Here is a 25,090-nt window from a genome sequence, read left to right on the forward strand (position 1 = left end):
ATAAGGGGAACTTGCTTGTGGGGCAATGGCATCGCTTTATACACTGTGGGCCACAGCGGATACTCAGTGAGCGCATTTTAAGTTGGACGAGCTTGAAGGCAGGGGTGCGATTCTGGCCGCAAGCCTCCCAAACTGGTGTGCATTCATCAAATCGTTACGATTGGCGCCCAAATTTTGTGCGCACATCCGCGAAAAGGGCAAATCTTAAGCGCAGAAGTGTAATTTTTTGAGCAACGATATGTGCTTTCTTGTTAACAGCCCTGCAAAATCTGACGTTGGGTAAGCTCTGACAATGAGCGCTGCGAGCAGGGTAGTCTTGCTGGATCCGCCCCGCACGCAGCTACAGCAATCGCTGTGCTGCAATGATGATCCTTAGGCGCGCTGGCGTCAAGATAAGGGGGTCTTTGCGCACGCCCAACGGGGATGACCAATGAAGATGTCTATCAAATCCACTCTTTCTGCAACCGCAGCACTCATGTTTACGGGCTCGGCAGCCTTTGCCGAATGCGCCGACCCGATCAAAATTGGCGTGCTTCACTCTCTTTCTGGCACAATGGCGATTTCTGAGACCACGCTAAAAGACACAATGGAGTTGTTGATCAAACAGCAAAACGAAGACGGTGGCCTACTGGGGTGCCAGATCGAGGCTGTTGTTGTTGATCCTGCTTCGGATTGGCCTCTTTTCGCTGAAAAAGCGCGTGAACTTTTGACGGTGTCGGAAGTCGATGTCATCTTTGGTGCTTGGACCTCTGTCTCGCGCAAATCCGCTTTGCCTGTACTCGAGGAACTGAATGGTTTGATGTTCTACCCTGTGCAGTATGAGGGCGAAGAGAGCTCGCGCAACGTGTTTTACACGGGGGCCGCCCCCAACCAGCAGGCGATCCCGGCAACCGACTATTTCCTCGAGGAGCTTGGGGTAAAGAAATTTGCTCTGCTTGGAACAGATTACGTCTACCCCAGAACCACCAACAATATTCTTCAGGAGTATTTGATCAGCAAAGGCATTCCTGAAGAGAACATCTTCGTCAACTACACGCCTTTTGGTCATTCTGATTGGTCGACCATTGTTGCAGATGTTGTTGAACTCGGTGCCGACGGCAGCCAGGTGGGCGTGATCTCGACCATCAACGGCGATGCAAACATCGGGTTTTACAAAGAGCTCGCAGCGGCGGGTATTTCTGCCGATGATATTCCGGTTGTGGCGTTCTCTGTGGGTGAGGAAGAACTCTCCGGGCTGGATACCTCCAACCTCGTCGGACACTTGGCAGCATGGAACTATTTCCAATCGGCCAAAACTGAGGCGAACGACGCATGGGTTGCCGAATGGAAGGCTTTTGCAGGCGAAAACCGGGTCACCAACGATCCGATGGAAGCTCACTACATCGGCTTTAACATGTGGGTGAATGCTGTCGAGGCCGCGGGTACGACAGACGTCGATGCCGTACGCACAGCAATGTATGGTCAGGAGTTTCCGAACCTGACAGGTGGAACGGCTGTCATGTTGCCCAACCATCACCTGACCAAGCCTGTGCTGATCGGTGAGATCACGGCTGATGGCCAGTTTGATATCATCAGCCAGACCGCCGAAGTGCCCGGTGATGCCTGGACAGACTTCCTGCCCGAGTCTGCTGTGCTGACCTCGGATTGGAAAGACCTCGGCTGTGGTATGTACAACACCGAGACAAAGACCTGTGTTCAGTTGACATCCAACTATTGAACCTTGTGAGGCGGGGCCGTTGAAACAGCGGCCCCGACGCTCGAAAATTCGTCTTAAAGGTCTGATTTATATGCGCTCTGTTCTGATTGGCTTGATCTGGTTGCTGGTATCTATCGGCGCGGTACAGGCTCAAACCCTGCAGTCTATCTTGCAAACTCACGCTGAAGAGGTGGCCAAGCCTTCGAGGACGTCAGTGGACGTGCTGCTTGATAGTCTGACCCAGTCAGACTTGCCACAAGTCCCCAAATTTCTGGAGAGTTGGGCCGAGCGCAACGTCTGGCGGGAGAAATCCTCGGGTGGCTTTTTCATAGCAACCGCAGCTGACGACATGCTGACCTTGCAGGATGTCGATACTGGTGTTGAGACAACCGCACTGCCCAATGATTACATCCAGATCAGGCCCAACGGTGGCGTGCGGCGTATGATCGGACTGGCGCTGGTGCAATTTCAGCTGAGCGAACCCGATCCCGTGCGCAGGCGTGCGGCACTCGACAGCATCGCGCGCCGGGGTGATGCTGAACAGCTTGCACCACTTATCACATCGCTCGAAGGCGAAGACGACCCTGCACTCCTGAAACGGAAGCAGGAGCTTGTCATCTTCCTGACAGCGCGCTTTGGCGACACAGCTCAAGCACGTATCAGCGCCTTGAAGGCCCTATCGGGGTATACCTCTGTAGAGGCGCGCGCTGTGCTGAACCAAACTCTTGCCACAACGTCAGGAGTGGCGCCGCAAGCGCCTGCTGGAAACATCGCTCGCATCATTGACCCTACAGACGATCCGCAGTCGCGCTATGCGCAGCTGGTCGCCGCCGATCTTGCGCCTGCTATCGTTACCCCGGCGGAAATCCGTGCGGCGCTTGAGGCGAATGTTGTTGAAGGCCGCGCAGGTGGCATTCCCATCGCTCAGCTTGGTCGCGATAGCCTTCGAATCCAGGCCTATACCGCCTTGTCGGACGCGGGTCTTGTTCCTCCTTTGGTGACGCCGCAAGCCATTGATGCCGCCTTGGCAAAGCATGTGTTTTATGAGGTCTACAATGAGACAGACAGCAGCATTACCGGTGCTGCCCGCGCCACGCTGGATAGCATAGAGACACGTGTTGGCTGGGCGCAAACCCTTGATCTTGGGCTTGACGGGTTGTCGCTTGCGTCAATCTATTTTCTTGCGGCCATTGGTCTAGCCATCACCTTCGGGCAGATGGGCGTCATCAACATGGCACATGGCGAATTTATCATGATGGGCGCGTACACGGGCTACGTGGTGCAGCTGGTCATTCCGGACTACACCGTTTCGCTGATCGTCGCTCTTCCGTTGGCTTTTATTGTTACTTTCGGCGCGGGCGTGGCGCTGGAGCGGCTGGTGATCCGTTATCTTTATCACCGCCCGCTTGAAACCTTGCTCGCGACTTTTGGGATCTCGATCGCTTTGCAACAATTGGCCAAGAATATATTTGGCACGCAGGCCCGCCCGCTCACTTCACCTGACTGGCTGGGCGGCGCGCTGGTGATCTCTGATGTGATCCAGATCAGCTATATCCGCATTGCTATCTTTGTTTTGGCGCTGATCTTTCTGCTGTTGCTACTCTACATTCTCAACCGCACGCGGCTGGGGCTTGAGGTGCGTGCGGTAACTCAAAACCGCGGCATGGCGGCGTCTATGGGCATCAACCCTGATCGCATCAATATGCTGACCTTCGGTCTTGGTTCGGGCATCGCCGGTGTGGCTGGTGTGGGGATCGGGCTCTATGCGCAGGTCACTTCCGAGATGGGCGCTGGCTATATCGTGCAGAGCTTTATGACGGTCGTTGTCGGCGGTGTGGGCTCTGTTTTTGGCACTCTTGCAGGCGCAGGGCTGATTGGATTTTTGCAAAAAGGGATCGAGTGGTTGAACCCGTCCAATACGCTGGCTGCTCAAACCTATATGATCCTGTTCATCATCCTGTTTATCCAGTTTAGGCCCAAAGGCATTGTTGCCCCCAAAGGCCGCGCGGCGGCGGATTGATCCATGGCAAAATTTCAGCATAAGTCCTTTATCGCCCGTAACCCCTCGGTGCTGTATTTTCTCTCGGCCCTTGCTCTGTTTACCATTCTGGTGGCCTTGATGTCTGAAGCTACGGGAACGGGTCTTATCTCGACCTCCCTTGTGAAAACGTTGGGTAAAACCCTTTGTTTGTGTCTGGTCGCGATCGCGATGGATGTTGTCTGGGGGTATTGTGGTATCCTGTCTTTGGGGCATTTCGCTTTCTTCGGGATCGGTGGCTACGCCATTGGCATGTGGCTGATGTATGCGCGCACGGAAATCATTGTTGTGCAAAGTCTGTCAGGACAGATCATTCCGCCGACGGCGCAAGAGATGTCGGATGCGATCGGCAACCAGATCTTCGGGGTTGTCGGATCGTCGGAGTTTCCGCTCCTGTGGAGCTTTGCCGATAATCTCTACATCCAGCTCGCTCTCGCGGTGTTCATCCCCGGGCTGCTGGCGCTTGTCTTCGGTTGGCTCGCATTTCGCAGCCGTGTCACGGGCGTTTATCTGTCCATACTGACCCAAGCAATGACGCTGGCGCTGTCACTTTATCTCTTTCAAAACGACAGCGGGTTGCGCGGCAACAACGGCCTGTCTGGTCTGCAAAACATTCCGGGTCTTGAGAACCACGGACAGGACGTCATCTCGATTGTGTTTTTCGCAGCGTCTGCTTTTGCGCTTGGCCTTGGGTATCTGCTGTTTGTTTGGATTACCGACAGCAAGCTCGGTAACATTATCCAGGCGATCCGCGACGATGAATCCCGTGTGCGTTTTCTTGGCTATCATGTCGAAAGCTATAAGCTATTCGTATTCACGATCACCGCGATCATCGCAGGTGTTGCCGGTGCGCTTTATTATCCCCAAGCAGGTATCATCAACCCCGCCGAAATTGCGCCGATTGCGTCGATCTATCTCGCTGTTTGGGTCGCTATCGGGGGGCGTGGGCGGCTGTATGGCGCGGTGATCGGTGCTGCTGTTGTCTCGCTGCTGGCGAGCTGGTTCACAGGGGGTGGGGCGCCCAGCATCAACCTCGGCTTTTATACAATACAGTGGGTTGATTGGTGGCTGGTGCTGCTTGGCTTGTCGTTTGTACTTGTTACACTTTTCGCGCCAAACGGCATTGGCGGCCTTTTTGACAGATTGGTGCGCAAATCATGACCTCGCTTCTTGAACTCTCTGGTATCTGCAAAACTTTCGACGGGTTTCGTGCAATCAACAATCTGTCTCTGCAAATATCGGAGCCTGAGCTGCGCGCCGTGATCGGCCCGAACGGAGCAGGCAAAACCACGTTTATGGACATCATAACGGGTAAAACCAAACCTGACTCCGGCACCATTCTGTTTGGTGAGAACAGCCGCTCGTTGGTTGGTCTGTCAGAAAGCGAGATCGCACTTCTTGGCATTGGTCGCAAGTTTCAGAAACCGACTGTCTTTGAGGCTCAAACCGTTCGTGAAAACCTTGCGATGGCCCTGAAAAACCCGCGTGGGCCGTTCTCTGTCCTGTTTTATCGAAAATCGACCGAAGGAGCCGCACGGGTAGAAGCCATCGCTGATGAAATCAACCTGACGGATCACCTGAAGCGCCCAGCGGGGGAACTCAGCCATGGGCAGAAGCAATGGCTGGAAATCGGGATGTTGCTTGCGCAAAGCCCCCGACTGCTTTTGGTGGACGAGCCCGCAGCTGGCATGACAGCTCAAGAACGCGAACACACGACAGATATTTTGAAAAAAGCGGCTGAGACCTGCGCTGTGATCGTTGTAGAACACGATATGGAGTTCGTGCGGCGCCTTGATTGCAGGGTCACAGTTTTGCACGAAGGGTCGGTTCTGGCTGAAGGGTCACTTGATCATGTGACCAAAAACAAAACCGTCATCGACGTTTATCTGGGGCGCTGAGATGCTGGAAATCACTGATCTGAACCTGAAATACGGCGAATCCCAAATCCTGCAAGATGTCACGCTGACTGCGCCTCTGGGCCAAGTCACATGCGTGACCGGCACCAATGGAGTTGGTAAAACCAGCTTGCTGAAAGCCATTGCTGGCCGTCACCCGTTTTTTAGCGGGACTGTCGCGCTGGACGGGAGCCCATTGGCCTCTGGTCAGGCCGCGCGCGCGGCACAGGCTGGCATCGGGTATGTCCCCCAAGGGCGGGAAATTTTTGCACTGATGACCGTGGAGGAAAACCTGCAAACAGGTTTTGCATGTCTGCCAAAGGCAGAGCACAAAATTCCCGATGATATTTTTGATTTGTTCCCTGTCTTAGCCGATATGAAAGCGCGGCGCGGCGGTGACTTGTCAGGGGGGCAGCAGCAGCAGCTCTCAATCGCGCGTGCCCTTGTCGCACGCCCCAAGGTTCTGTTGCTGGATGAGCCGACCGAAGGCATCCAGCCCAACATTATCCAGATGATTGGCCGCACAATCGATATTCTGCGCAGCCGTGGCGACATTGCGATTGTTCTGGTGGAGCAGAATTTTGATTTTGCTTTCAAGAATGCGGATCATTTCCACATTATGCAGCGGGGGCAGATCACAAAATCAATTCCCAAAGTGAGCGCGGACAGAGCAACGCTTTTGGACGCTTTAATGATTTGAGGCTGGACCCGCAGGTTTTTTGCACCACCATGGCTGCGATAAGGGCCTATAGGACCGCTTTCGTTGATTGGCCATAAAAGGGCTTTCCTTTCGGAGGCTTTGGCGAGAAGTTGGGGCGTGTTTAAAGCCCTACATGCGAGCCAATATCATACGAGCTTTCGGCAGTCGGGGAACAACGGGAGACGGATATGAAAAAGACAGTGACAACTCTGGCTGTGGCGCTTGCGGCGGGGCTTAGCTTTGCAGGAGGCGCTCTGGCAGAGACAAAAGTGGGCATGATCACAACGCTGTCAGGCGGCGGTGCGGGCCTTGGTATTGATGTACGTGACGGCTTCATGCTGGCGATCAAGCAATCAGGCCGCGATGATATCGAAGTTGTTATCGAGGATGACCAGCGCAAACCTGACGTTGCCGTACAGCTTGCCGACAAGATGGTGCAATCTGAAAAGGTGGACGTGCTGACAGGGATTATCTGGTCAAACCTTGCCATGGCCGTGATCCCGTCTGTGACGGCGCAAGGCAAGTTCTACCTGTCTCCCAATGCTGGCCCCTCTGCGCTTGCGGGCAAGGGCTGCCACCCCAATTACTTCAACGTTGCCTGGCAGAACGACAACCTGCATGAAGCCGCGGGCGCTTATGCAAATTCGGCAGGTTACGGCAAAACCTTTATTCTCGCGCCGAACTACCCCGCGGGGCAGGATGCTTTGACAGGCTACAAGCGGTTCTTCAAAGGCGAGCTGGCGGGTGAGATTTACACAAAGCTTGGTCAAACCGACTACGCTGCCGAGATTGCCCAGATCCGTGCAAGTGGTGCAGATTCAGTGTTCTTTTTCCTGCCTGGTGGCATGGGGATCGCGTTTCTGAAGCAATATGCGGACTCAGGCGTTGATCTGCCCGTGGTGGGGCCAGCCTTCTCGTTTGATCAAGGTATTTTGCAGGCCGTGGGCGATGCGGCGCTTGGGGTCGTGAACACGTCCCAGTGGAACAAAGACTTGGACAACGCCGCCAATGTTGCCTTTGTTGAGACGTTTCAGGCCGAATATGGCCGCCTGCCTTCGCTTTATGCGAGCCAGGGGTTTGATACGGCGAATTTGCTGATCTCGGCGCTCAATACAGCTGATGTGAGTGATGCCGATGCGTTTCGGGCCGCGCTCAAGGCAGCTGATTTTGCGAGCACGCGGGGCGACTTCAAATTTGGCGACAACCATCACCCGATCCAGACAATTTATGCCCGCGAAGTTGTCAAAGAGGGCGATGTCTATACCAACAAGCTTATTGGTCCAGCTCTTGAAAACCACGCTGACGCTTACGGCGTTGACTGCAAAATGTAAGTAGAGCTGGCCGCGCACTCAGGCGCGCGGCCAGACCGAGACACGCATGTCCCTTATCCTTATCGCAGAGCAAGTGCTGAACGGGCTTCAGTTTGGCATTATGCTGTTTCTTATGGCCGCTGGCCTCACCCTGATTTTCGGGGTTATGGGCCTGATCAATCTGGCCCATGGCTCGCTTTATATGGTGGGGGCTTTTGCGGCGGCGGCTGTCGCAGGGGTGACGGGATCTTTTGTGCTGGCGCTGGCGGCTGCCATGGCGGCGGCGGCGGCAGCAGGTGCCCTGATCGAGTTTCTGGTGATCCGAAGGCTCTATGACAAAGACCACCTTGACCAAGTGCTTGCCACCTTCGCGCTGATCCTCATCTTTTCGGAAGGCACACGCTGGCTCTTTGGGTCGTTTCCTCTGTTTCTCAACATCCCCGAGGCGCTGAGCGGCCCTGTCAGCTTGCCGGGCGGGATCGAGTATCCGCTTTACCGCCTTGTGCTCATTCTGGTGGGGCTTGCGGTTGCGGCAGGGCTGGGCCTTATGATCACGCGCACGCGCATCGGCATCCAGATCCGCGCAGGCGAGAACGACCGTGAGATGATCGCGGCATTGGGTGTTGATATCTCCAAGCTCTATACGCTGATCTTTGCGCTGGGGGCTGCTTTGGCGGGCCTTGCGGGGGCGCTTGTCGGCGCGATCCAGTCGGTGCAGGTGGGGATGGGTGAGCCTGTGCTCATACTGGCCTTTGTTGTCATCGTGATCGGTGGCATCGGCTCGATCAAGGGCGCGCTTGTCGGGGCGCTGCTTGTGGGGCTGACAGACACGCTCGGCGGTGTTTTCCTGCCGCAGATATTTGCGCTGTTTATGGAGCCCTCTGCGGCGGCCTCTGTGGGTTCGTCGCTGGCCTCGATGGCGATTTATATTTTGATGGGCGCGGTGCTTGTCTTGCGGCCCACGGGCCTTTTCGGAGCGCGCACATGATCAGGGAAAGCCAGCTCAACGCGCTTGTCTTTGCGATCTTTCTGGCGGTGCCGGCTTGGGCGCTCTGGGCCGATGAGCCTTTTACCATCACGCTTATGACCCGCGCCGCCGTCTTTGCGCTTGCGGCTGTGGGGCTGAACATCGCCCTTGGCCTTGGCGGGCTTGTGAGCTTTGGACATGCGGTCTTCTTCGGGCTGGGTGGCTATAGCATGGGCATTCTGGCCTATCATGCGCAGACCTATACGCCGCTCATGGAGGTGCCGTTCCTGATCGAGGGCACAAACGTGATGCCGGTGATCTGGCTTGTGGCCGTGGTTGTGTCGGCCTTGGCGGCGCTATTGATCGGGGTTCTGTCTCTGCGCACGGGGGGTGTTTACTTCATCATGATCACGCTCGCCTTTGGCCAGATGTTTTATTACTTCGCGATAAGCTGGTCGGCCTATGGTGGCGAAGACGGGTTGTCGATCTATATGCGCAACGGCTTTCCGGGCCTCAACACGCTTGATCCGATCCAGTTTTACGGCCTGTGCCTTGTGCTTCTCAGCGCGGCATTGTTTGGCGCGCATCGGTTGGCAAAGTCGCCTTTCGGGCTGGCGCTGGGCGCGGTGCGGCAAGCGCCGCAGCGCGTAGAGACCGTGGGGCTTGATGGTATGCGTATCAAGCTGGTGGCCTTTGTAATCTCGGGGGCGATCACCGGGCTTGCGGGCGCGCTGTTTGCCGACCTCAACCGCTTTGTTAGCCCCACAATGTTCAGCTGGCAGCTCTCGGGCGAGATCATGGTGTTTATCATCATTGGGGGCGTGGGGCGGCTCTTTGGCCCTGTTGTGGGAGCGCTCGTTTTTGTCGGGCTTGAGCACTGGCTCGGGGGCTTGAGCGACTATTGGCATATTTACCTTGGCCTTTTGCTGCTCGCGATTGTGCTCTTCGGGCGCGGTGGCCTCATCGGGATGGTTGCAGGGCGGGAGAAAAGCCATGGGTGACGCGGGTAAAGATACGGTTCTGGCCACGCGTGGCATCAGCAAGGCTTTTGGTGCGCTGCAAGCCTCGGATGCGATTTCACTTGATCTGAAGGCAGGAGAAATTCACGCGGTTATCGGCCCGAACGGAGCGGGCAAATCTACGCTGATTGCGCAAATCTGCGGCACGCTTGCGCCTGATGCGGGGCAGGTCGAGCTCAACGGCGAAGACATCACGGCGCTGAGCGCGCGGGGGCGGGCCCGAAAGGGGCTGGGGCGCACCTTCCAGATCTCGGCGCTGGCGATGGAAGACACGGTTTTGCAAAACGCTGTGCTGGGTGCGCAGGGGGCTATGGGCACGCTCTGGCGCTTTTGGCAGCCTGCTTTGAAAAATAAGGCTCTGCTTGCGCGCGCCGATGAGGCGCTGGCGCGGGTCGGGCTGGAAGAGCTTCGCAACATACGCACCTCCGAGCTGAGCCACGGGCAGCGCCGCCAGCTGGAGGTGGCGGTGGCGCTTACGCTGCGACCCAAGGCCTTTGTCATGGATGAGCCAATGGCAGGCCTTGGCGCAGAGGGCAGCCAGCGGCTGACGCAGTTTTTGGCGGAGCTGAAGCAAGAGGCGCCTATCTTGCTGGTCGAGCACGATATGGACGCTGTCTTTGCCTTGGCAGACCGTATCAGCGTGTTGGTCTATGGCCGTGTTATTGCCACCGGCAGTGTTGAGCAGATCCGCGCCAACAAGGATGTGCGCGATGCCTATCTGGGGGATGCGACATGAGTCTGCTCACGCTCGCCAATGTCACGGCTGCCTACGGCGCGAGCCAAGCGCTTTTTGGTGTTTCGCTTGCGCTGGAGGAGGGCAAAGTGCTGGCACTTATGGGCCGCAACGGGATGGGCAAAAGCACGACTGTCAAATGCATTTGCCGCATGATGGCGGCACAGGGCCAGATCACTTTTGATGGCCATGACCTCCTGCGCCTGCCAAGCCACCGCGCGGCGCGGCTGGGGATTGGGCTTGTGCCTGAGGGGCGGCGCTGTTTTGCCTCGCTCACGGTGCAGGAGAACCTGACCGCAGCTGCACGCGCGGGCGAATGGGATCTGGGCAAAGTGGCAGAGCTTTTCCCGCGTCTGGGTGAGCGCAAAGACCAGCGCGCCGCGTCGCTTTCGGGGGGCGAACAGCAAATGCTGGCGATCGGGCGCGCTCTGATGACCAACCCGCGCCTGCTTATTCTGGATGAGGCAACCGAGGGGCTTGCACCGCTCATTCGCCAGGAGATCTGGGCGGCGGTGGCCGCGCTGAAGGCCAAGACGGGCCTGTCTATTCTGGTGATTGACAAGTCGGTGAAAGAGCTGCGCGGCGTTTGTGACAGCGCCGTTATTCTGGAGCGGGGGCGCTCTGTCTGGCAGGGTGAAATTGACGCGCTCTCTGATGCGGTGACGCAGCAGTATGTGGGCGTCTAGGCAGCGCTTTGTTCAACCAGCGTTATGGCGTCAAAGGGGCGCAAGACCGGGTGGGCTGACAGCATATGCTCTGGCAGGCTGTTGCGCAGGAGCGGGCCGAGCAGGCTTTGGGCGAGGTTCTCGGGCTTGCGCCGGATGCGGCCGATGAACAGGCTCTCAAGGGCCGAGCCTGCGGCGATGAGTGTTTCATGTTCGGGCAGCACAAGCTGGTGGTAGGTCGTTGTGAGCTTCAGGTCCTGCCATATGGCCGAAGTCCCGTTGACGAGGTGGCGTGCGGGCACAAGCACGGCTTCGCAGCCAAACATATACTCCACCATCGGCTTGCTCACGACCAGCTTCTGGTCGGGCGCGACGATGATGTCTTGTTGCAAGCCGAAGTAGGGCGCACGCAAACGCACGGGGCGGAAGCTGCCGCGTGCAGGCACGGTGCGTGACACATGCGCCAGCACAGGCACTGCGCCGTGCTCCACTGTTTCAACAAGGTCGCCCTGTTGTAGCTTGGATACGGGGCGGTATTGGCCCTGCGTCAAGAGGGGCACATTGGCGGCCAGACTGGGCATGGGGCCAAGGGGCTCGACGCAATCGGAAAAGGCGAAAAACTCGACATCCCCATCCAGCTGGATCATGTGGGGCGCGGTGGCCATGGTCTGGATATCGGTCAGCCAGAGCGGGTGTGGGCGCGGGGCCAGAACCGTCCTGACAGAGCCGCGCTCGGGGCGCTCTATGGCAAGGCGGCCCCAGCGGGCCGGGGCATCCCAGCTGTAGGTGATGCGCAACAGATCGGCGCGCTCGGAGGCCTCAAGCGCGAGGGCCACATGTGCGCTCTCGCCGTTCTGGCTGGTGATGAGAACAATCCCGCCGCCGGGTATGGCTTGCAGTGACAGGCTGCGCTCCCATGGGTGGCGTTCGCGGTAGGCGAGCAGGGTTTGGGGCCGCTCTTCTGGCGAGAGGCGGGTTTCGATGACAAGGCTGCCGCGTGGCAGAAAGCCCTGCACATCGGGGGCCGAGAAGTGCCGGGTGTCTGCATCGGCTATGGCGATCCAGCTCATGGCGCTTAGGCCACTTTGGCTTCGAGTGCGCACCAAAGCTGCGCCTCGTATGGCTTGAGCGTACGACGGGCGGCAGGGCTGTAGCCAAGCCCTGTCTCGGGGTCGATCTCTGGAAAAAGATCATAGATTTCGGCTGCGATCTCTTCTTCAAAGCTGCCCGCCAGCTGTGGGCCGGGCAAGAAGCTCTCGGTGGCGAGGCCTTCTGAATAAATGACTTCGTGCTGATCAAAGAGCAGGTGGAAATATTCGACGCTGCCGCCCTCAACGATGGTGACGGAGGTGTCGTTGACCAGATCGCGCGCGGCGACGAGCACTTCATGCTCGCCAAACAAGAGCTCGGCCAAGCTGTCGCGGATCAGCACGCGGTGCAGGGGGGAAACCCAGAGCTCTTCATGAGCGCCAAAGGTGTTGGCGCGGATACGGATGGGGGCGTGTTTGCCGCGCGCGGCGGTGACGCGGTTGCCCATCCAGCGCAGGGGCTGGAAGCCGTTGTCGCGCGTTTGGACGCGGTCTTGCAGCGTGAGGTCTTGCACCGCGACATAGCCCCGCTCTGTCAGGATGCGGGTGTCGCGCACAAAACAGGGGACAGCGTCAACGATGACATAGCCGACATCGGTGTTGGTGCCATCGTCGATTGTGTAGGTGAAGTTGAAGTCTTCGGCGTTGCTATCGGCGGTGAGTGTGAAGGTGCCATCGGCGTTGAGCGTGACGGTCTGGCCCGTGTTGAGCGTAACCGAGCTGCCTGCTGACACGGCCACACCGTTGATGTGGGTGATCGTCAGTGTCGCGCCGCTGGCGGTGAGATCATTGCCCAGAACATCAATGGTTTTGATCTGGTTCGGATCAGGCATGTGGTATTCGTCATCATTGGCGACAAGGGCGGTTTGCACACTGTCTGCCGCGATGAGCAGGTTGGAATCGTAGCTGCTGTCAAGCACATCGGCGATGCCGATACGGATCGAGTTGGTCACACCGACGTTGACGTTCATGGTGAGCGTCATGGTGACGGTGAAGCCGTCCATCTCTGTGTTGTAGGCGTCGCTTGTGTTGTCGTTGTAGAGGTTCTGGTTTGAGGTGTTGTTGACGTTGGAGGGGTCAATATCGCCATCGCCGACGCTCAGGTTTACCAAGTTGCCGTTGACCCAAACGCCGATGAAATCCTGATAGAGCGAGTTTGTGAACTCGGGGTATTCCTCGGAGGAGAACACAAACTGCATAGTCATAACGCTGCCTGTGGGCACGAAATCTACATCAAGGTAGGAGGCGTCATAGGTGCGTGCGCCTGCGGCTGCGTTGAAGTCGGCGTTGTTGTTCTGGCCGCCAGTGTTGGTGCTTGTCGAGCCGCTCTGGTTGGACTGGCCCCAGCTGTTTGTGAAGTCGCGCGCGCGGCCTGTGGAGAGGATGACGCCTGTGTTCCCGGGCATGACGCCCGGGGCGATGGCGTTGCCGTTGGAGTACACTCCTGACGAGTAGCTGCTGCCCGAATAGGACGCACTTGAAACTGTGGTGCCGTCTCCAAAAATCGTCTGCGCCATTTGCAGGGCGGACGCACTCGTGTTGATCGGCAATTCTGACGCCGCGACCATACTATACTGCCTCATTCAGGGCAAAGCGTACGGTACGGCTCTGTAAGGTACAGATATCGTTGGCGTTTTTCGCTCTGTGGATGATCAGGAGTATGTTCCCCTGCGCACCTGCTCTGCCTCTGGTTTATTATTAACATAAAGTTAACACCAAAGAATCCGCCCTGTTAAGACCTTATGGCGTGTCTTGGCAGAAACGTGGCATAATTGCGGCGGTCTCTTGTTTGCGGCTCGCCTTTCGCCACGATATGTAGTGTGATGTGCACCGAATTGGCAAAAGGCGGAAAAAATGGCTTCTCAGGTTGATGCGGCAGAGCTGACGAAAGCTCTTATACAATGTGCGTCGGTAACGCCTGCTGAAGGGGGCGCACTCACGCTTTTGGAGGGCTTGCTCAGCGAGGCCGGCTTTGAGTGTGTGCGCGCGGACCGTGGCGAGGTGAGCAACCTGTTTGCGCGCTGGGGCGCAAAGGGGGCGAACAAGTCTTTCGGCTTTAACGGCCATACCGATGTTGTGCCAGTGGGCGATGAGGCCGCGTGGAGCGTGCCGCCGTTTGGCGCTGTTGAAAAAGACGGGATGATCTGGGGGCGCGGCGCGACCGATATGAAATCAGGCGTTGCGGCTTTTGCGGCGGCGGCCATCGAGTTTGTGCAAGACACACCCCCTGACGGTGCGGTGATCCTCACCATCACGGGCGATGAGGAGGGCGATGCGATTGACGGCACGACCGCGCTTCTGGAGCATATGCAGATTGCAGGCGAGCGCATGGATGTCTGCCTTGTGGGCGAGCCGACGTGCCCAAACGAGATGGGCGAGATGATGAAGATCGGACGGCGCGGCAGCATGACCGCGTGGATCACTGTGACAGGTGTGCAGGGGCATTCGGCCTACCCGCACCGCGCCAACAACCCGCTCAATGCGATGGCGCGGATGATGGATGGTTTGGCCAGCCACGAGCTTGACCAAGGCACAGACCATTTTGACGCCTCCACCCTCGCGGTTGTGACGATTGATACGGGCAATGCGGCGACCAATGTGATCCCTGCGCAGGCGCGGGCCACGGTGAACATCCGCTTCAATGACAGCCACACAGGCGCATCGCTCACCGCGTGGCTTGAGGCCGAGGCCGACAAGATCAAAGCCGAGTTTGGCGTTGGCATTGATATGGTTGTGAAAATTTCGGGTGAAAGCTTTATCACCCCGCCGGGAGAGCTTTCGGCGCTGGTGGCCAAGAGCGTTGAGGCGGTGACAGGGCGTGTGCCCGAACTGTCGACCACGGGCGGCACATCGGATGCGCGTTTTATGAAAGAGCATTGCCCTGTTGTGGAGTTTGGTCTTGTTGGCAAGACCATGCACCAAGTGGACGAGCGCGTAGAGACGGCGCAGATCCATCAGCTCAAAGACATCTACAAGCGCATTCTGAGTGACTATTTTGCCTGAAAATCATCTCGTTGTGATGGTGAAATTCCCCGCCGCGGGGCGGGTGAAAACGCGTCTGGCGCGCGATATCGGGCGCGTGGCGGCAGCGTGGTGGTTTCGTCATCAGCTGCGCGCGCTTCTGAGGCGGCTGGAAGACCCGCGCTGGCAGATCTGGCTGAGCGTGGCCCCTGACACGGCGCTGGACAGCAGCGTCTGGCCTGCGCATCTGCCGCGTATTTCCCAAGGGCAGGGCGACTTGGGCGTGCGGATGCGCGCAGCGTTTGAGGCGCTGCCCAAAGGGCGCGCCTGTCTGATCGGGGGCGATATCCCGACCGTGCAAAAACACCATATCGCGGCAAGCTTTGCGGCGCTGGGGGCGAAAGACGCTGTCTTTGGCCCTGCCACCGACGGGGGCTTCTGGCTGGTGGGGTTTCGCCGCACACGGCCCTTGCCGCCCAAGCTGTTTCAGGGTGTGCGCTTTTCAACAGAGCACACTTTGGCCGACAGTCTGGCCAGCCTTGGCGGGCAGAGCCACGCTGTTGTGGCCGAGCTGGCTGATGTGGACACGGCTGCTGATCTGGCCAGCGCGCGGTCGCGTTAACGCGCATCGCAGCCCGAAAAGCGGGGGGGTGATATGTGTGCACCGGGCGTGCACCATGCGTGCACCGCCCAAACGGGATTTTGCTTCAGGAAAAATTAGCTAATGCAGCGCACGGCGCGCGCGGCGTTAAGCGATTTGTGAACAGAAGGTAAATATTCCCTTCCCCATTGCGCCGTGATAGCGCTGGGGCATGAACAAGCTGCCTTCAAAAGACGAAATCATCACATGGATTTCCGAGAACCCGACCCTCACCGCGAAACGCGATATTGCCAAAGCTTTTGGCATCAAAGGTGCTGCGCGCATTGATCTCAAGCGCATGATGAAAGAGCTGGAGGATGAGGGCCATCTGAAGCGGCGCAAAAAGACCTATCGCGAGGCGGATACGCTTTCGCCTGTGTCGGTCTTGCGTGTGGTTGGCCCCAATGGCGACGGAGACCTTCTGGCCGAGCCGATGGAATGGCAAGGCGAGGGCGAAGCGCCGCGTGTGATGATGGTTTTGAAAGGCTCTGACCCTGCGCTGGGCGGAGGCGACCAGATATTGGCCCGCCTCACGCAGGTGACAGGTGAGGCGCATGGCTATGAGGGCCGTCTCATCCGCCGCATCGGCACGAACCCGTCGCTTGTGCTCGGGATTTTCCGCGCAGGCGCAGAAGGTGGCCGCATTCTGCCGATTGATAAGGGCGAGCAGAAAGAATGGACTGTTGCCGCGGGCGAGGTCAACGGGGCCAAGGACGGCGAACTGGTCGAGGCGGCGGCGATTGGCCCCAAGGCGCGCATGGGCCTGCCCAAAGCGCGGATTGTGAACCGTATTGGCGACCCGACCCAGCCGCGCGCTGTGAGCCTGATTGCGATTCACCAGCACGGTATTCCCGACCGCTTCCCCGACGCGGTGATTGCGGAGGCTGACAGTATGAAGCCCGCAGGGCTGAAGGGGCGCGAAGATTTGCGCAACCTGCCGCTTGTGACGATTGACCCGCATGATGCGCGCGACCACGATGACGCGTGTTTTGCCGAGGCAGATACAGACCCCGAGAATGTGGGTGGCCATATCATCTGGGTGGCGATTGCCGATGTGGCGCATTATGTGCGCCCCGGCACAGCGCTTGACCGCGAGGCGCGCAAGCGGGGCAACTCGAGCTACTTCCCCGACCGTGTTGTGCCGATGTTGCCAGACCGCTTGTCGGGCGATCTGTGCTCGCTTCACGAAGGGGTGCCGCGCGCCTGTATTGCGGTGCGGATGCAGGTGAGTGCGCAGGGGGAGAAGATATCGCACAGCTTTGTGCGCGGGCTGATGACATCGCCGGCCTCGCTCAACTATCAAGAGGTGCAGGCCGCCCAAGACGGCGCGCCCAACGACAAATGTGCGCCTTTGATGGGCGATGTGATCGCGCCGTTGTATGAGGCGTATTATGCGCTGCGCGAAGCGCGCGCGGTGCGCCAGCCGCTGGAGCTTGATCTGCCCGAGCGCAAGATTGTGCTGACAGATGACGGCGATGTGGCCTCGATTGATTATGCCGAGCGCCTTGATGCGCACCGTATGATCGAAGAGTTCATGGTGCTGGCCAATGTCTGTGCGGCTGAAGAGCTGATTGCGCGCAAGACGGCGCAGCTGTTCCGCGTGCATGAAGAGCCCAGTGTCGAGAAGATCGACTCGTTGCGCGAAGTGGCGCAGGCCTCGGGGCTGACGCTGGCCAAGGGGCAGGTGCTCAAGACCATGCATCTCAACCGTTTGCTGAAGCAGGCCGAGGGCATGGAAGAGGCCGAGCTGATCAACATGAGCACATTGCGCTCCATGTCGCAGGCTTACTACTCCAAAGAAAACTTCAGCCACTTCGGCCTCGCGCTGCGGGCCTATTCGCATTTTACCTCGCCGATCCGCCGCTATGCCGACCTTGTGGTGCACCGCGCGCTGGTGGCGTCGCACGGGTGGGGCGATGACGGGCTGACCGCCGAGGACGAGGCGGGCCTTGAAGAGACTGCGCAGCATATTTCTTCCACCGAGCGCCGCTCGATGCTGGCAGAGCGCGACACCACAGATCGCTACCTTGCATCGTACCTCAACAAGCGCGTGGGCGAGAGCTTTGGCGGCAAGGTGAGCGGCATTGCGCGCTTTGGTATTTTTGTGAAGCTCGATGAAACCGGCGCGGACGGCCTTGTGCCCATGCGCGAGCTGGGGCGCGAGTTTTTCAATTATGACGCCGACCGTGGTGTGCTCGTCGGGTCGGAGACCCGCCGCGAGATCAGCCTCGGGCTGCGTGTGAAGGTCAAGCTGGCCGAGGCCGCGCCTGTGACGGGGGGCATCGTGCTTGAGCTTCTGGAGCTCGACGGCAAGCCCGTGCAACACGGGTTCCGTAGCCACAAAGGCCGTGGCAAGCCGCCCAAGCGCGCCCAAGCCAAGGCCAAGACAAAAGCCGCCAAGACCAAGCGCAAGGTTGAGCGCAAGCGTAAGTAAGGCCGCTGCCCGAGGCGCGCGAGACAATGGGATTGCAGAAGAATTCGTCTCTGACGTATGCTTGGCCGATGCTGTCATCGCGCCGCTCTGTTCTTTTGTCTCTTGCCTGTCTGGCTGTGGCTTTGGCTGTGGTCGGGGCGTTGGCGTTTGCGCCTTTGGAGCGGCGCTATTTTGCGCGTCAGGCCGAGCAGGACGCGGTGCCGCTCAAGCTGGCGGCCGAAAGCCTGCGCGCCGCACTTGAGCGCTATGCGCCTTTGCCCGCGCTGATCGCGCAGCGCCCGCTTTTGACAGAGGTGCTGGCCACGCCAAAAGACCCTGCCTTGCTGGCCAGGCTCAACGAAGACCTGCGCCAGACGGCGGCGGCGGTGAAAGCCTCTGATGTCTTTTTGATGGATATCACAGGCAAGACGCTTGCCGCGGCCTCCTACCTGTCTGACGAAAGCTCTATCGAGCGCAACTTCAGCTACCGCGCCTATTTTGCGCAGGCGCTCAACGGTGATTTGTCGAGCTTTCAGGTGCATGGCACCACAACAGGCGACCAAGGCTATTTTTACGCCGCGCCCGTGGAAGAGGGCGACCGTATTGTTGGGGTTTTGGCTGTCAGGTTTAATATTGATGCGTTTGAAAGCGTGTGGCGCGGGGCTGATAGCGCGTTTCTGGTGATGGACCGCAACGACTTTATCTTGATGTCCTCGCGTGCCGACTGGCACTTTCGCGCCATGCGCCCGCTGAGTGCAGCGACGCAGGATATTATTGAAAAGAACCTGCTCTCGCCGATTGACCGTATCGAGCTGTTGCCGATCACCGCACGCGCGCTGGGGCCATCGGTTGACTATCTGAGGATTGAGGGCGACAGGTTTGAGAGCTTTGTCATGGCCTCGCTGGATATGCCCGACCGCAACTGGACGATTGCGTCACTTTCGCCCACGCGCCCTGCCACTGTAAACGCGTTGCGCACCCTGTCGATTGTGGGGCTGACCTTGCTTTTGGGGCTATCGGCGCTTTTGGCCTATTTGCTGCGCTATGTGCGCCAAGCCGAGCGGATCGCGCTGCAAGAGCGCTCTCAAAAGGCGCTGGAACAGGCTGTGGCCGAGCGCACGGCAGACTTGCGCAAAGCGCTGGCAGACCTGAAGCGCACGCAGACAGAGCTTATTCAGGCGGGGAAGATGGCGGGGCTTGGGCAAATGTCGGCGGCGCTGTCGCATGAGCTGAACCAGCCTTTGGCCGCGCTCAAGACCTATGCCGACAACGCGCGCGCCTTTCTGGCGCGGGACAATGTGCAAGCCACCGACGAAAACCTTGAGCGCATGTCGCGTATGGTTGACCGTATGGCCTCTATCTCGGCGCATCTGCGCAACTTTGCGCGCCGCCCCCAGCAGACCGTTGGGCCGCTATCGCTGGAGGGGGTGATCCAGGATGCGCTGGCGGTGATGGATGTGCGCCTTGAGGCCGAGGGCGGGCGCATTGCCTATACGCCCCCGCGCGCGCCTGTTCGGGCTTTGGGCGGACATGTGCGCTTGCAGCAGGTTGTTGTGAACCTTATCAACAACGCGCTCGATGTGATGGAGGGGCAGGACGACCCTGTTGTGAGCATCACTCTGAAGGGGTCCGAGATCGAGGTGCGCGACACGGGCCCCGGGATTGACGAGGCTATTCTCGAACATCTGTTTGACCCTTTCTTCACGACCAAGGCCCCCGGCAAGGGGCTTGGCCTCGGGCTGTCGATTTCTTACAATATTGTCAGGGATTTTGGCGGCACCTTGACCGCAGCCAACCACCCTGAGGGCGGGGCTGTGTTTTCGGTTCTGCTAAAGCCAGCACCTTCGGAAAGGGTGGCAGCACAATGAGCCAGACAGTTCTGTTTGTGGATGACGAGGAAGAGCTGCGCATTGCGGGGGCGCAGACGCTTATGTTGGCCGACTTGCCCGCCGATGTGCACAGCACCGCCGAGGGCGCGCTGGCCAAGATCAGCCGCGATTTCGCGGGGGTCTTGGTGACGGATATTCGGATGCCCGGCAATGACGGGCTCTGGCTGATGCGCGCGGCGCTTGAGATTGACCCCGAGTTTCCTGTGATCTTGGTGACGGGGCATGGAGATGTTGACCTTGCTGTGCAGTCGATGCGCGAGGGGGCCTATGACTTTGTCGAGAAGCCCTTTGCGCCGGCGCGGCTTGTGAGCACGGTGCAGCACGCTTTGGAAAAGCGGCACCTGACGCTGGAAAACCGCGCCTTGAAAGAAGAGGAGGCAGGCGAAGACAAGCTCGAAACCCGCCTGATCGGGCGCTCGGCCCCTATGGTGGCGCTGCGCCGTATGATCCGCACCATTGGCGCTACAGATGCCGATGTGTTGATCACGGGGCCGACAGGGGCGGGCAAAGACATGACAGCGCGCGCCCTGCATGACACATCAGAGCGCGCGCGCCATCCGTTTGTGCACATCAACTGCGCCGCTTTGCCTGTCGACCTTGTCGAGAGCGAGCTGTTTGGCCATGAGGCGGGCGCATTTGCAGGGGCGTTGCGGGCGCGGTTTGGCAAGTTTGAGCACGCGCGCCAAGGCACGGTTTTTCTGGACGAGATCGACAGCCTCTCTGTGGGGGTGCAAGCCAAGCTTTTGCAGGCGCTGCAAGACAGGCAGATCACGCGGCTTGGCTCAAACGACCCTGTGGCGCTGGATATTCGGGTGATTGCGGCGGTGAAGAGCGACCTTGAGGCAGCTGTGGCTGCGGGGGCCTTTCGCGCCGATCTGCTGTATCGCCTCAATGTGGTGACGATTGATGTGCCCCCGCTTGCGGCGCGGCGCGATGACATTCATTCGCTCTTTCTCAACCTCGCCGCACAGGCCGCGCGGCGCTACTCAAAGCCCATGCCTGATGTGCCTGCGCGTGTCTTGGCCCAGCTGGCCACGCGCGCCTGGCCCGGCAATGTGCGCGAGCTGCGCAACGTGGCTGACCGCTTTGTTCTGGGGCTTGACCCTTTGGATTTGCCGAGTGCGGCGGGTGGAGACATGACACTGGCCGAGGCCGTGGCGGCGCATGAAAAAGCGATCATTTCGGCCGCGCTGGGGGCCAACGGGGGGCGGTTGAAACCCACCTATGAATCACTCGGGCTGTCGCGCAAAGCGCTCTATGAGAAGATGCAAAAGCACGGGCTCAGCAAAACGGATGTCACGGGCTAGCCTGTCTTTTTCTGATAATGTCCCCTTTTCGACCCATGCGAGGGGCCATTTGTCCCCTTTGTGACGCATCGGGCGCGTTTTTTTTGCCGCTTGCGTCAGATTAACCTTTCGAAAAGCTTCCTTCAGGCGGGTAGCTGCTATGCATGCCCCGCATGTCGGAGCGTGAGGAGCGCCCCGGCCAAGGCCAACCCGCGTGGGGGACGCCAAACCTAGTGGAGGAAGACACATGAAATTAGCAGCACTTATTGCGACGACCGCTTTGACAGCGACGTCAGTATTTGCAGACGATCATCAGGACCGCACAGGCTGGCCTGAAAGCTTTACTGTGGGCACAGCCTCACAGGGCGGCACATATTTTGCTTACGGCTCGGGCTGGGCAAACCTTGTTGCTGAAGAACTCGGCGTCACAGGCGGCGGCGAAGTCACAGGTGGCCCAATGCAGAACATGGCGCTTGTCCACACAGGCGACGCGCAGTTCGGCATGACAACAATGGGCCCAGCGGCGGAATCAATCGCCGGTTCAAACCCGATCGCACCTGGCCTTCAGATGGACAATGCTTGCGCAATGTTCCCGATGTACCAGACACCTTTCTCTGTGACAGCGCTCACGTCTTCAGGCATCACGTCTATTGCAGACATTCCTGATGGCGCGCGTATCGGCTTTGGCCCAGCGGGTTCAACATCAGACACATACTTCCCACGTATGATGGAAGAGCTTGGCGTCAACTTCGAGCGCCGCAACGGCGGCTGGGGCGACCTTGGTGGCCAGCTTCAGGACGGTCTTCTGGACGTGATCGCATTTGCGGCCGGTGTTCCTGTGCCAGCTGTGAGCCAGCTTGAAGTGCAAACCGAAGTGAACATCATCGAGTTCACCGAAGAAGAGCAAGCCAAGATTCAGGCGGCCTTCCCGGTTGCGGCGTTTGAAATCAGCGCCGATGCCTACACAACACTCACAGCGCCAGCGCGTTCGGTTTCCATGTGGAACTTCGCGATTGCCAACTGTGATCTGCCAGCGAGCTTTGTGAAAGCGGCTGTAGACGTGGTGATGTCAGACAACGAGCGTATGGTGAACATCCACCGTGCAGCCCGTTCAACTCTGCCAGAAAACTACACAAAGAACGCAGGCGTTCTGCCATGGCACCCAGGTGCCGCTGCTTGGTTCATCGAGAACGCGGGCGCAGACATCCCTGCAGACCAGATCTTTGGTAACTAAGATCTTGTGACAGGTTCGGGGCCGCGCCGTGTGTGTGGCCCCGTGCTTTATCTGAACAATTTTGACAGATGAGATGTGACAAACACCCTTTTCAGGGCGTTTTCTCAGCATATGGGGCACCAGAATGACCAGTACAACGCAAATGGATGACCAGCTTGACGGGCCCGTCATTGCTGAAGGGGTTGATGAAGAACCCACGGTAAGCAACCAACGTGTCTTTACGGGGAAAGCCTATCTCGCCATTGCGGCACTCGCTGGCTTTTACGCCCTGTTTCACATGGCCGCGCTCAACGGCTGGTCTATCCGCAGCTGGACGGGCCTCAACATTCCGGGTTTGCCTGTGTTTCCGATGGAGACATGGAACTTCCGCATCGTGCACATCGCCGGTGCGTTGATCCTCGGATTTATTCTCTATTCCGCGCGCGCCTTTCCTGACACCGACAAAGGCAACAAGCACCCGCTTGATTTTGTCGCTTTTGCGGCGCTGCTGCCTGCGCTCTATGCGCTTTACATGACGGCGGCTTTTGCCAGCCAGATTGCAGGTGGCACCATGTGGAACGGTCTTGATGCTGGCATCCGCGCCGCCGAGATCTATCACTTCGGGATCCCGCTGCTTGTGGCCACTGGCGCAGGGATTGTGCTGGGCTGGTTGCGCCCGCGTGTGCAGGGCAGCTTGGCCCCCGCCGATATCGTGCTGTCTGTCTGCGCGATTGCGGTTGCGAGCTATCTGATCACCATCTTCGGCACAGCCATGCGCACAAGCACAGGCACGCCTTTTGCCCCCATCGGGATGAGCATTGCCGCGGTTGCGGGCACAGCGCTGATTATGGAGCTGACACGCCGCGTTGCGGGCCTTGCGCTTGTGATCATTGCCGGGGTCTTCCTGCTCTATGTTTTCACAGGCGATCTGCTGCCAGGCTTTCTGAATGCACCTGATATCACGTGGGACCGCTTCTTTAGCCAGGTTTACACCGATGCAGGTATTCTCGGGCCGACAACGGCTGTGTCTTCGACCTATATCATCCTGTTCATCATCTTTGCGGCCTTCTTGCAGGCCTCAAAAGTGGGCGACTACTTTGTGAACTTTGCCTTTGCTTGTGCAGGCCGCTCACGCGGTGGCCCTGCCAAAGTGGCGATCTTTGCCTCGGGCCTTATGGGGATGATCAACGGCACGTCAGCGGGCAACGTGGTGGCCACAGGCTCGCTCACCATTCCGCTGATGAAGAAGGTTGGCTACAAGCCCCAGACATCGGGCGCTGTCGAGGCGGCTGCCTCGACGGGCGGGCAGATCATGCCGCCGATCATGGGCGCGGGGGCCTTCATCATGGCCGAGATCACGGGCATTCCCTATCAGGATATCGCGATTGCCGCGATCATCCCTGCGGTGCTCTACTTCATCTCGATCTACTTCATGGTTGATTTTGAAGCGGCCAAGCTCGGCATGCGCGGTATGCGCGAAGACGAGCTGCCCAAGTTCAAAGCCATGGCGCGCCGTATCTTCCTGTTCTTGCCGATCATCATTCTGATTGCGGCGTTGTTCATGGGCTATTCGGTGATCCGCGCGGGCACATTGGCCACCGCTTCGGCGGCTGTTGTGAGCTGGGTGAACCCCAACCGCACCGGCTATCTGATCATTGCGGCGCTGGTGTTTATCCTCGGTCTGTTTACAGCCCTGCCTGCGCTGGGCGAGCTTGTTGCCCCGCTGATGAACGGCTCTGTGCTGCTCATCGTGATGCTGGTGGCAATCGCTGTTTGGGCGCTGTTTTACAAAGGCGAGGGAATGGGGCCAGCCAAGGTTGCCAAAGCCTTTGAACTGGCTGGTGTGATGTCGATCCAGATCATCGCGGTCTGTGCCTGTGCCGGTATCATCGTGGGGGTTATCTCGCTCACGGGTGTTGGCGCGCGCTTCTCCTCGGTTCTGCTCAACATTGCCGATGCCAACCAGCTTCTGGCGTTGTTCTTTGCGATGTGTATCTCGATCATGCTGGGCATGGGCATGCCGACAACTGCTGCTTATGCGGTTGCGGCCTCTGTCGTTGCGCCGGGTCTGGTGCAGCTGGGTATTCCTGCGCTGACGGCACACTTCTTTGTGTTCTACTTCGCGGTTGTGTCTGCCATCACGCCGCCTGTGGCGCTCGCCAGCTACGCCGCTGCGGGGATCTCGGGCTCAAACCCCATGTCCACGTCGGTGGCCTCGTTCAAGATCGGGATTTCGGCGTTCATCGTGCCGTTCATGTTCTTTTACAACAGCGCGCTGCTCTTTGATGGCGCATGGTACGAGATCATGCGGGCAGCCTTTACGGCGATCTTCGGGGTCTTCCTGTTGTCATCGGGCGTGCAGGGCTGGTGGGTTGCAAAGCGGGCGTCAGCGCCTGTGCGCATCGGTCTGATCGTTGTGGCGCTGTTCATGATCGAGGGAAGCATCTTCTCTGATATCGTGGGTATCGCGGGCGCTGTCGGCCTTTACCTCCTGGCCAAAGCGATCCCTGCGAAGGATCAGCCAACCGCGTCTTGAACCTGACGTTTGAAACAAAAAGAGCGGCGGTATGGGAGCCC

19 protein-coding genes are annotated in these 25,090 nt (G+C 58.7%); 17 read left to right on the forward strand and 2 right to left on the reverse strand.

Annotated elements, in window-relative coordinates; genetic code table 11:
• Positions 1-430: 430 nt before the first annotated feature.
• The 10 genes from urtA to ACTG3X_RS02785 all read left to right on the forward strand — a co-directional run bounded on the left by urtA (position 431) and on the right by ACTG3X_RS02785 (position 11,044).
• On the forward strand, positions 431-1,717 hold the full coding sequence (urtA, locus tag ACTG3X_RS02740) for an urea ABC transporter substrate-binding protein (protein WP_439109704.1): 1,287 nt from the start codon (positions 431-433) through the stop codon (positions 1,715-1,717).
• 70 nt (positions 1,718-1,787) lie between these two features.
• Positions 1,788-3,716: an urea ABC transporter permease subunit UrtB gene (urtB, locus tag ACTG3X_RS02745; protein ID WP_439109705.1), complete on the forward strand. Its 1,929-nt coding sequence runs from the start codon at positions 1,788-1,790 to the stop codon at positions 3,714-3,716.
• Between the two features lie 3 nt (positions 3,717-3,719).
• Positions 3,720-4,895 carry an urea ABC transporter permease subunit UrtC gene (gene urtC, locus ACTG3X_RS02750; protein ID WP_439109706.1) on the forward strand — a complete coding sequence of 392 codons (1,176 nt, stop codon included), beginning with the start codon at positions 3,720-3,722 and terminating at the stop codon, positions 4,893-4,895.
• Complete coding sequence (gene urtD, locus ACTG3X_RS02755) at positions 4,892-5,632, forward strand: urea ABC transporter ATP-binding protein UrtD (RefSeq protein ID WP_439109707.1); 741 nt, start codon at positions 4,892-4,894, stop codon at positions 5,630-5,632. The genes urtC and urtD overlap by 4 nt, the downstream gene beginning before the upstream one ends.
• Position 5,633: 1 nt before the next feature.
• Entirely contained in the window at positions 5,634-6,329 is a 696-nt protein-coding gene (urtE, locus tag ACTG3X_RS02760; protein ID WP_439109708.1) for an urea ABC transporter ATP-binding subunit UrtE, read from the forward strand.
• 188 nt (positions 6,330-6,517) lie between these two features.
• On the forward strand, positions 6,518-7,660 hold the full coding sequence (locus tag ACTG3X_RS02765; protein WP_439109709.1) for an ABC transporter substrate-binding protein: 1,143 nt from the start codon (positions 6,518-6,520) through the stop codon (positions 7,658-7,660).
• A 46-nt stretch (positions 7,661-7,706) separates the two neighbouring features.
• On the forward strand, positions 7,707-8,627 hold the full coding sequence (locus ACTG3X_RS02770; protein ID WP_439109710.1) for a branched-chain amino acid ABC transporter permease: 921 nt from the start codon (positions 7,707-7,709) through the stop codon (positions 8,625-8,627).
• Positions 8,624-9,607, forward strand: coding sequence for a branched-chain amino acid ABC transporter permease (locus ACTG3X_RS02775; RefSeq protein WP_439109711.1), 984 nt, complete (start codon positions 8,624-8,626; stop codon positions 9,605-9,607). The genes ACTG3X_RS02770 and ACTG3X_RS02775 overlap by 4 nt, the downstream gene beginning before the upstream one ends.
• The gene (locus tag ACTG3X_RS02780) at positions 9,600-10,361 is read left to right on the forward strand and encodes an ABC transporter ATP-binding protein (protein WP_439109712.1); all 762 of its coding nucleotides are present in this window, start codon (positions 9,600-9,602) and stop codon (positions 10,359-10,361) included. Before ACTG3X_RS02775 ends, ACTG3X_RS02780 begins: the two co-directional genes overlap by 8 nt.
• Positions 10,358-11,044, forward strand: a complete 687-nt coding sequence (locus ACTG3X_RS02785) for an ABC transporter ATP-binding protein (protein ID WP_439109713.1) — start codon at positions 10,358-10,360, stop codon at positions 11,042-11,044. Before ACTG3X_RS02780 ends, ACTG3X_RS02785 begins: the two co-directional genes overlap by 4 nt.
• Here ACTG3X_RS02785 and ACTG3X_RS02790 read toward each other — a convergent pair.
• On the reverse strand, positions 11,041-12,093 hold the full coding sequence (locus ACTG3X_RS02790) for a Hint domain-containing protein (protein WP_439109714.1): 1,053 nt from the start codon (positions 12,091-12,093) through the stop codon (positions 11,041-11,043). The two genes, ACTG3X_RS02785 and ACTG3X_RS02790, sit on opposite strands and share 4 nt — an antisense overlap.
• A 5-nt stretch (positions 12,094-12,098) precedes the next feature.
• The gene (locus ACTG3X_RS02795) at positions 12,099-13,679 is read right to left on the reverse strand and encodes a Hint domain-containing protein (protein WP_439109715.1); all 1,581 of its coding nucleotides are present in this window, start codon (positions 13,677-13,679) and stop codon (positions 12,099-12,101) included.
• 286 nt (positions 13,680-13,965) lie between these two features.
• Between ACTG3X_RS02795 and dapE the strand changes: the two genes are divergently transcribed.
• From dapE to ACTG3X_RS02830, 7 genes are all read left to right on the forward strand, one after another.
• Positions 13,966-15,114, forward strand: a complete 1,149-nt coding sequence (gene dapE, locus ACTG3X_RS02800) for a succinyl-diaminopimelate desuccinylase (RefSeq protein WP_439109716.1) — start codon at positions 13,966-13,968, stop codon at positions 15,112-15,114.
• Between the two features lie 16 nt (positions 15,115-15,130).
• Complete coding sequence (locus ACTG3X_RS02805) at positions 15,131-15,694, forward strand: TIGR04282 family arsenosugar biosynthesis glycosyltransferase (RefSeq protein ID WP_439109903.1); 564 nt, start codon at positions 15,131-15,133, stop codon at positions 15,692-15,694.
• Positions 15,695-15,884: 190 nt separating this feature from the next.
• Positions 15,885-18,146: a ribonuclease R gene (gene rnr / locus ACTG3X_RS02810; protein ID WP_439109717.1), complete on the forward strand. Its 2,262-nt coding sequence runs from the start codon at positions 15,885-15,887 to the stop codon at positions 18,144-18,146.
• A gap of 26 nt (positions 18,147-18,172) precedes the next feature.
• Positions 18,173-19,993 (forward strand): sensor histidine kinase, encoded by a 1,821-nt coding sequence (locus ACTG3X_RS02815; RefSeq protein ID WP_439109718.1) that lies wholly within the window; start codon positions 18,173-18,175, stop codon positions 19,991-19,993.
• Positions 19,990-21,321 (forward strand): sigma-54-dependent transcriptional regulator, encoded by a 1,332-nt coding sequence (locus tag ACTG3X_RS02820; protein ID WP_439109719.1) that lies wholly within the window; start codon positions 19,990-19,992, stop codon positions 21,319-21,321. Before ACTG3X_RS02815 ends, ACTG3X_RS02820 begins: the two co-directional genes overlap by 4 nt.
• Before the next feature lie 226 nt (positions 21,322-21,547).
• Complete coding sequence (locus ACTG3X_RS02825; protein ID WP_439109720.1) at positions 21,548-22,534, forward strand: TAXI family TRAP transporter solute-binding subunit; 987 nt, start codon at positions 21,548-21,550, stop codon at positions 22,532-22,534.
• 124 nt (positions 22,535-22,658) lie between these two features.
• Complete coding sequence (locus ACTG3X_RS02830; protein ID WP_439109721.1) at positions 22,659-25,049, forward strand: TRAP transporter permease; 2,391 nt, start codon at positions 22,659-22,661, stop codon at positions 25,047-25,049.
• Positions 25,050-25,090: the final 41 nt, after the last annotated feature.

The sequence above is a fragment of the Lentibacter sp. genome (genome assembly GCF_965658795.1).
GTDB lineage: Bacteria > Pseudomonadota > Alphaproteobacteria > Rhodobacterales > Rhodobacteraceae > Lentibacter.

What these genes read in the sequence shown, in the direction of transcription:
- ACTG3X_RS02815 (WP_439109718.1), top strand. Translation starts at nt 18,173, where the DNA reads ATGGGATTGCAGAAGAATTCGTCTCTGACGTATGCTTGGCCGATGCTG.
- ACTG3X_RS02765 (WP_439109709.1), top strand. Translation starts at nt 6,518, where the DNA reads ATGAAAAAGACAGTGACAACTCTGGCTGTGGCGCTTGCGGCGGGGCTT.
- ACTG3X_RS02805 (WP_439109903.1), top strand. Translation starts at nt 15,131, where the DNA reads ATGGTGAAATTCCCCGCCGCGGGGCGGGTGAAAACGCGTCTGGCGCGC.
- ACTG3X_RS02780 (WP_439109712.1), top strand. Translation starts at nt 9,600, where the DNA reads ATGGGTGACGCGGGTAAAGATACGGTTCTGGCCACGCGTGGCATCAGC.
- urtE (WP_439109708.1), top strand. Translation starts at nt 5,634, where the DNA reads ATGCTGGAAATCACTGATCTGAACCTGAAATACGGCGAATCCCAAATC.
- urtB (WP_439109705.1), top strand. Translation starts at nt 1,788, where the DNA reads ATGCGCTCTGTTCTGATTGGCTTGATCTGGTTGCTGGTATCTATCGGC.
- urtA (WP_439109704.1), top strand. Translation starts at nt 431, where the DNA reads ATGAAGATGTCTATCAAATCCACTCTTTCTGCAACCGCAGCACTCATG.
- ACTG3X_RS02795 (WP_439109715.1), bottom strand. Translation starts at nt 13,679, where the DNA reads ATGGTCGCGGCGTCAGAATTGCCGATCAACACGAGTGCGTCCGCCCTG.
- ACTG3X_RS02820 (WP_439109719.1), top strand. Translation starts at nt 19,990, where the DNA reads ATGAGCCAGACAGTTCTGTTTGTGGATGACGAGGAAGAGCTGCGCATT.
- ACTG3X_RS02790 (WP_439109714.1), bottom strand. Translation starts at nt 12,093, where the DNA reads ATGAGCTGGATCGCCATAGCCGATGCAGACACCCGGCACTTCTCGGCC.
- ACTG3X_RS02785 (WP_439109713.1), top strand. Translation starts at nt 10,358, where the DNA reads ATGAGTCTGCTCACGCTCGCCAATGTCACGGCTGCCTACGGCGCGAGC.
- ACTG3X_RS02770 (WP_439109710.1), top strand. Translation starts at nt 7,707, where the DNA reads ATGTCCCTTATCCTTATCGCAGAGCAAGTGCTGAACGGGCTTCAGTTT.
- ACTG3X_RS02825 (WP_439109720.1), top strand. Translation starts at nt 21,548, where the DNA reads ATGAAATTAGCAGCACTTATTGCGACGACCGCTTTGACAGCGACGTCA.
- urtC (WP_439109706.1), top strand. Translation starts at nt 3,720, where the DNA reads ATGGCAAAATTTCAGCATAAGTCCTTTATCGCCCGTAACCCCTCGGTG.
- ACTG3X_RS02775 (WP_439109711.1), top strand. Translation starts at nt 8,624, where the DNA reads ATGATCAGGGAAAGCCAGCTCAACGCGCTTGTCTTTGCGATCTTTCTG.
- dapE (WP_439109716.1), top strand. Translation starts at nt 13,966, where the DNA reads ATGGCTTCTCAGGTTGATGCGGCAGAGCTGACGAAAGCTCTTATACAA.
- rnr (WP_439109717.1), top strand. Translation starts at nt 15,885, where the DNA reads ATGAACAAGCTGCCTTCAAAAGACGAAATCATCACATGGATTTCCGAG.
- ACTG3X_RS02830 (WP_439109721.1), top strand. Translation starts at nt 22,659, where the DNA reads ATGACCAGTACAACGCAAATGGATGACCAGCTTGACGGGCCCGTCATT.
- urtD (WP_439109707.1), top strand. Translation starts at nt 4,892, where the DNA reads ATGACCTCGCTTCTTGAACTCTCTGGTATCTGCAAAACTTTCGACGGG.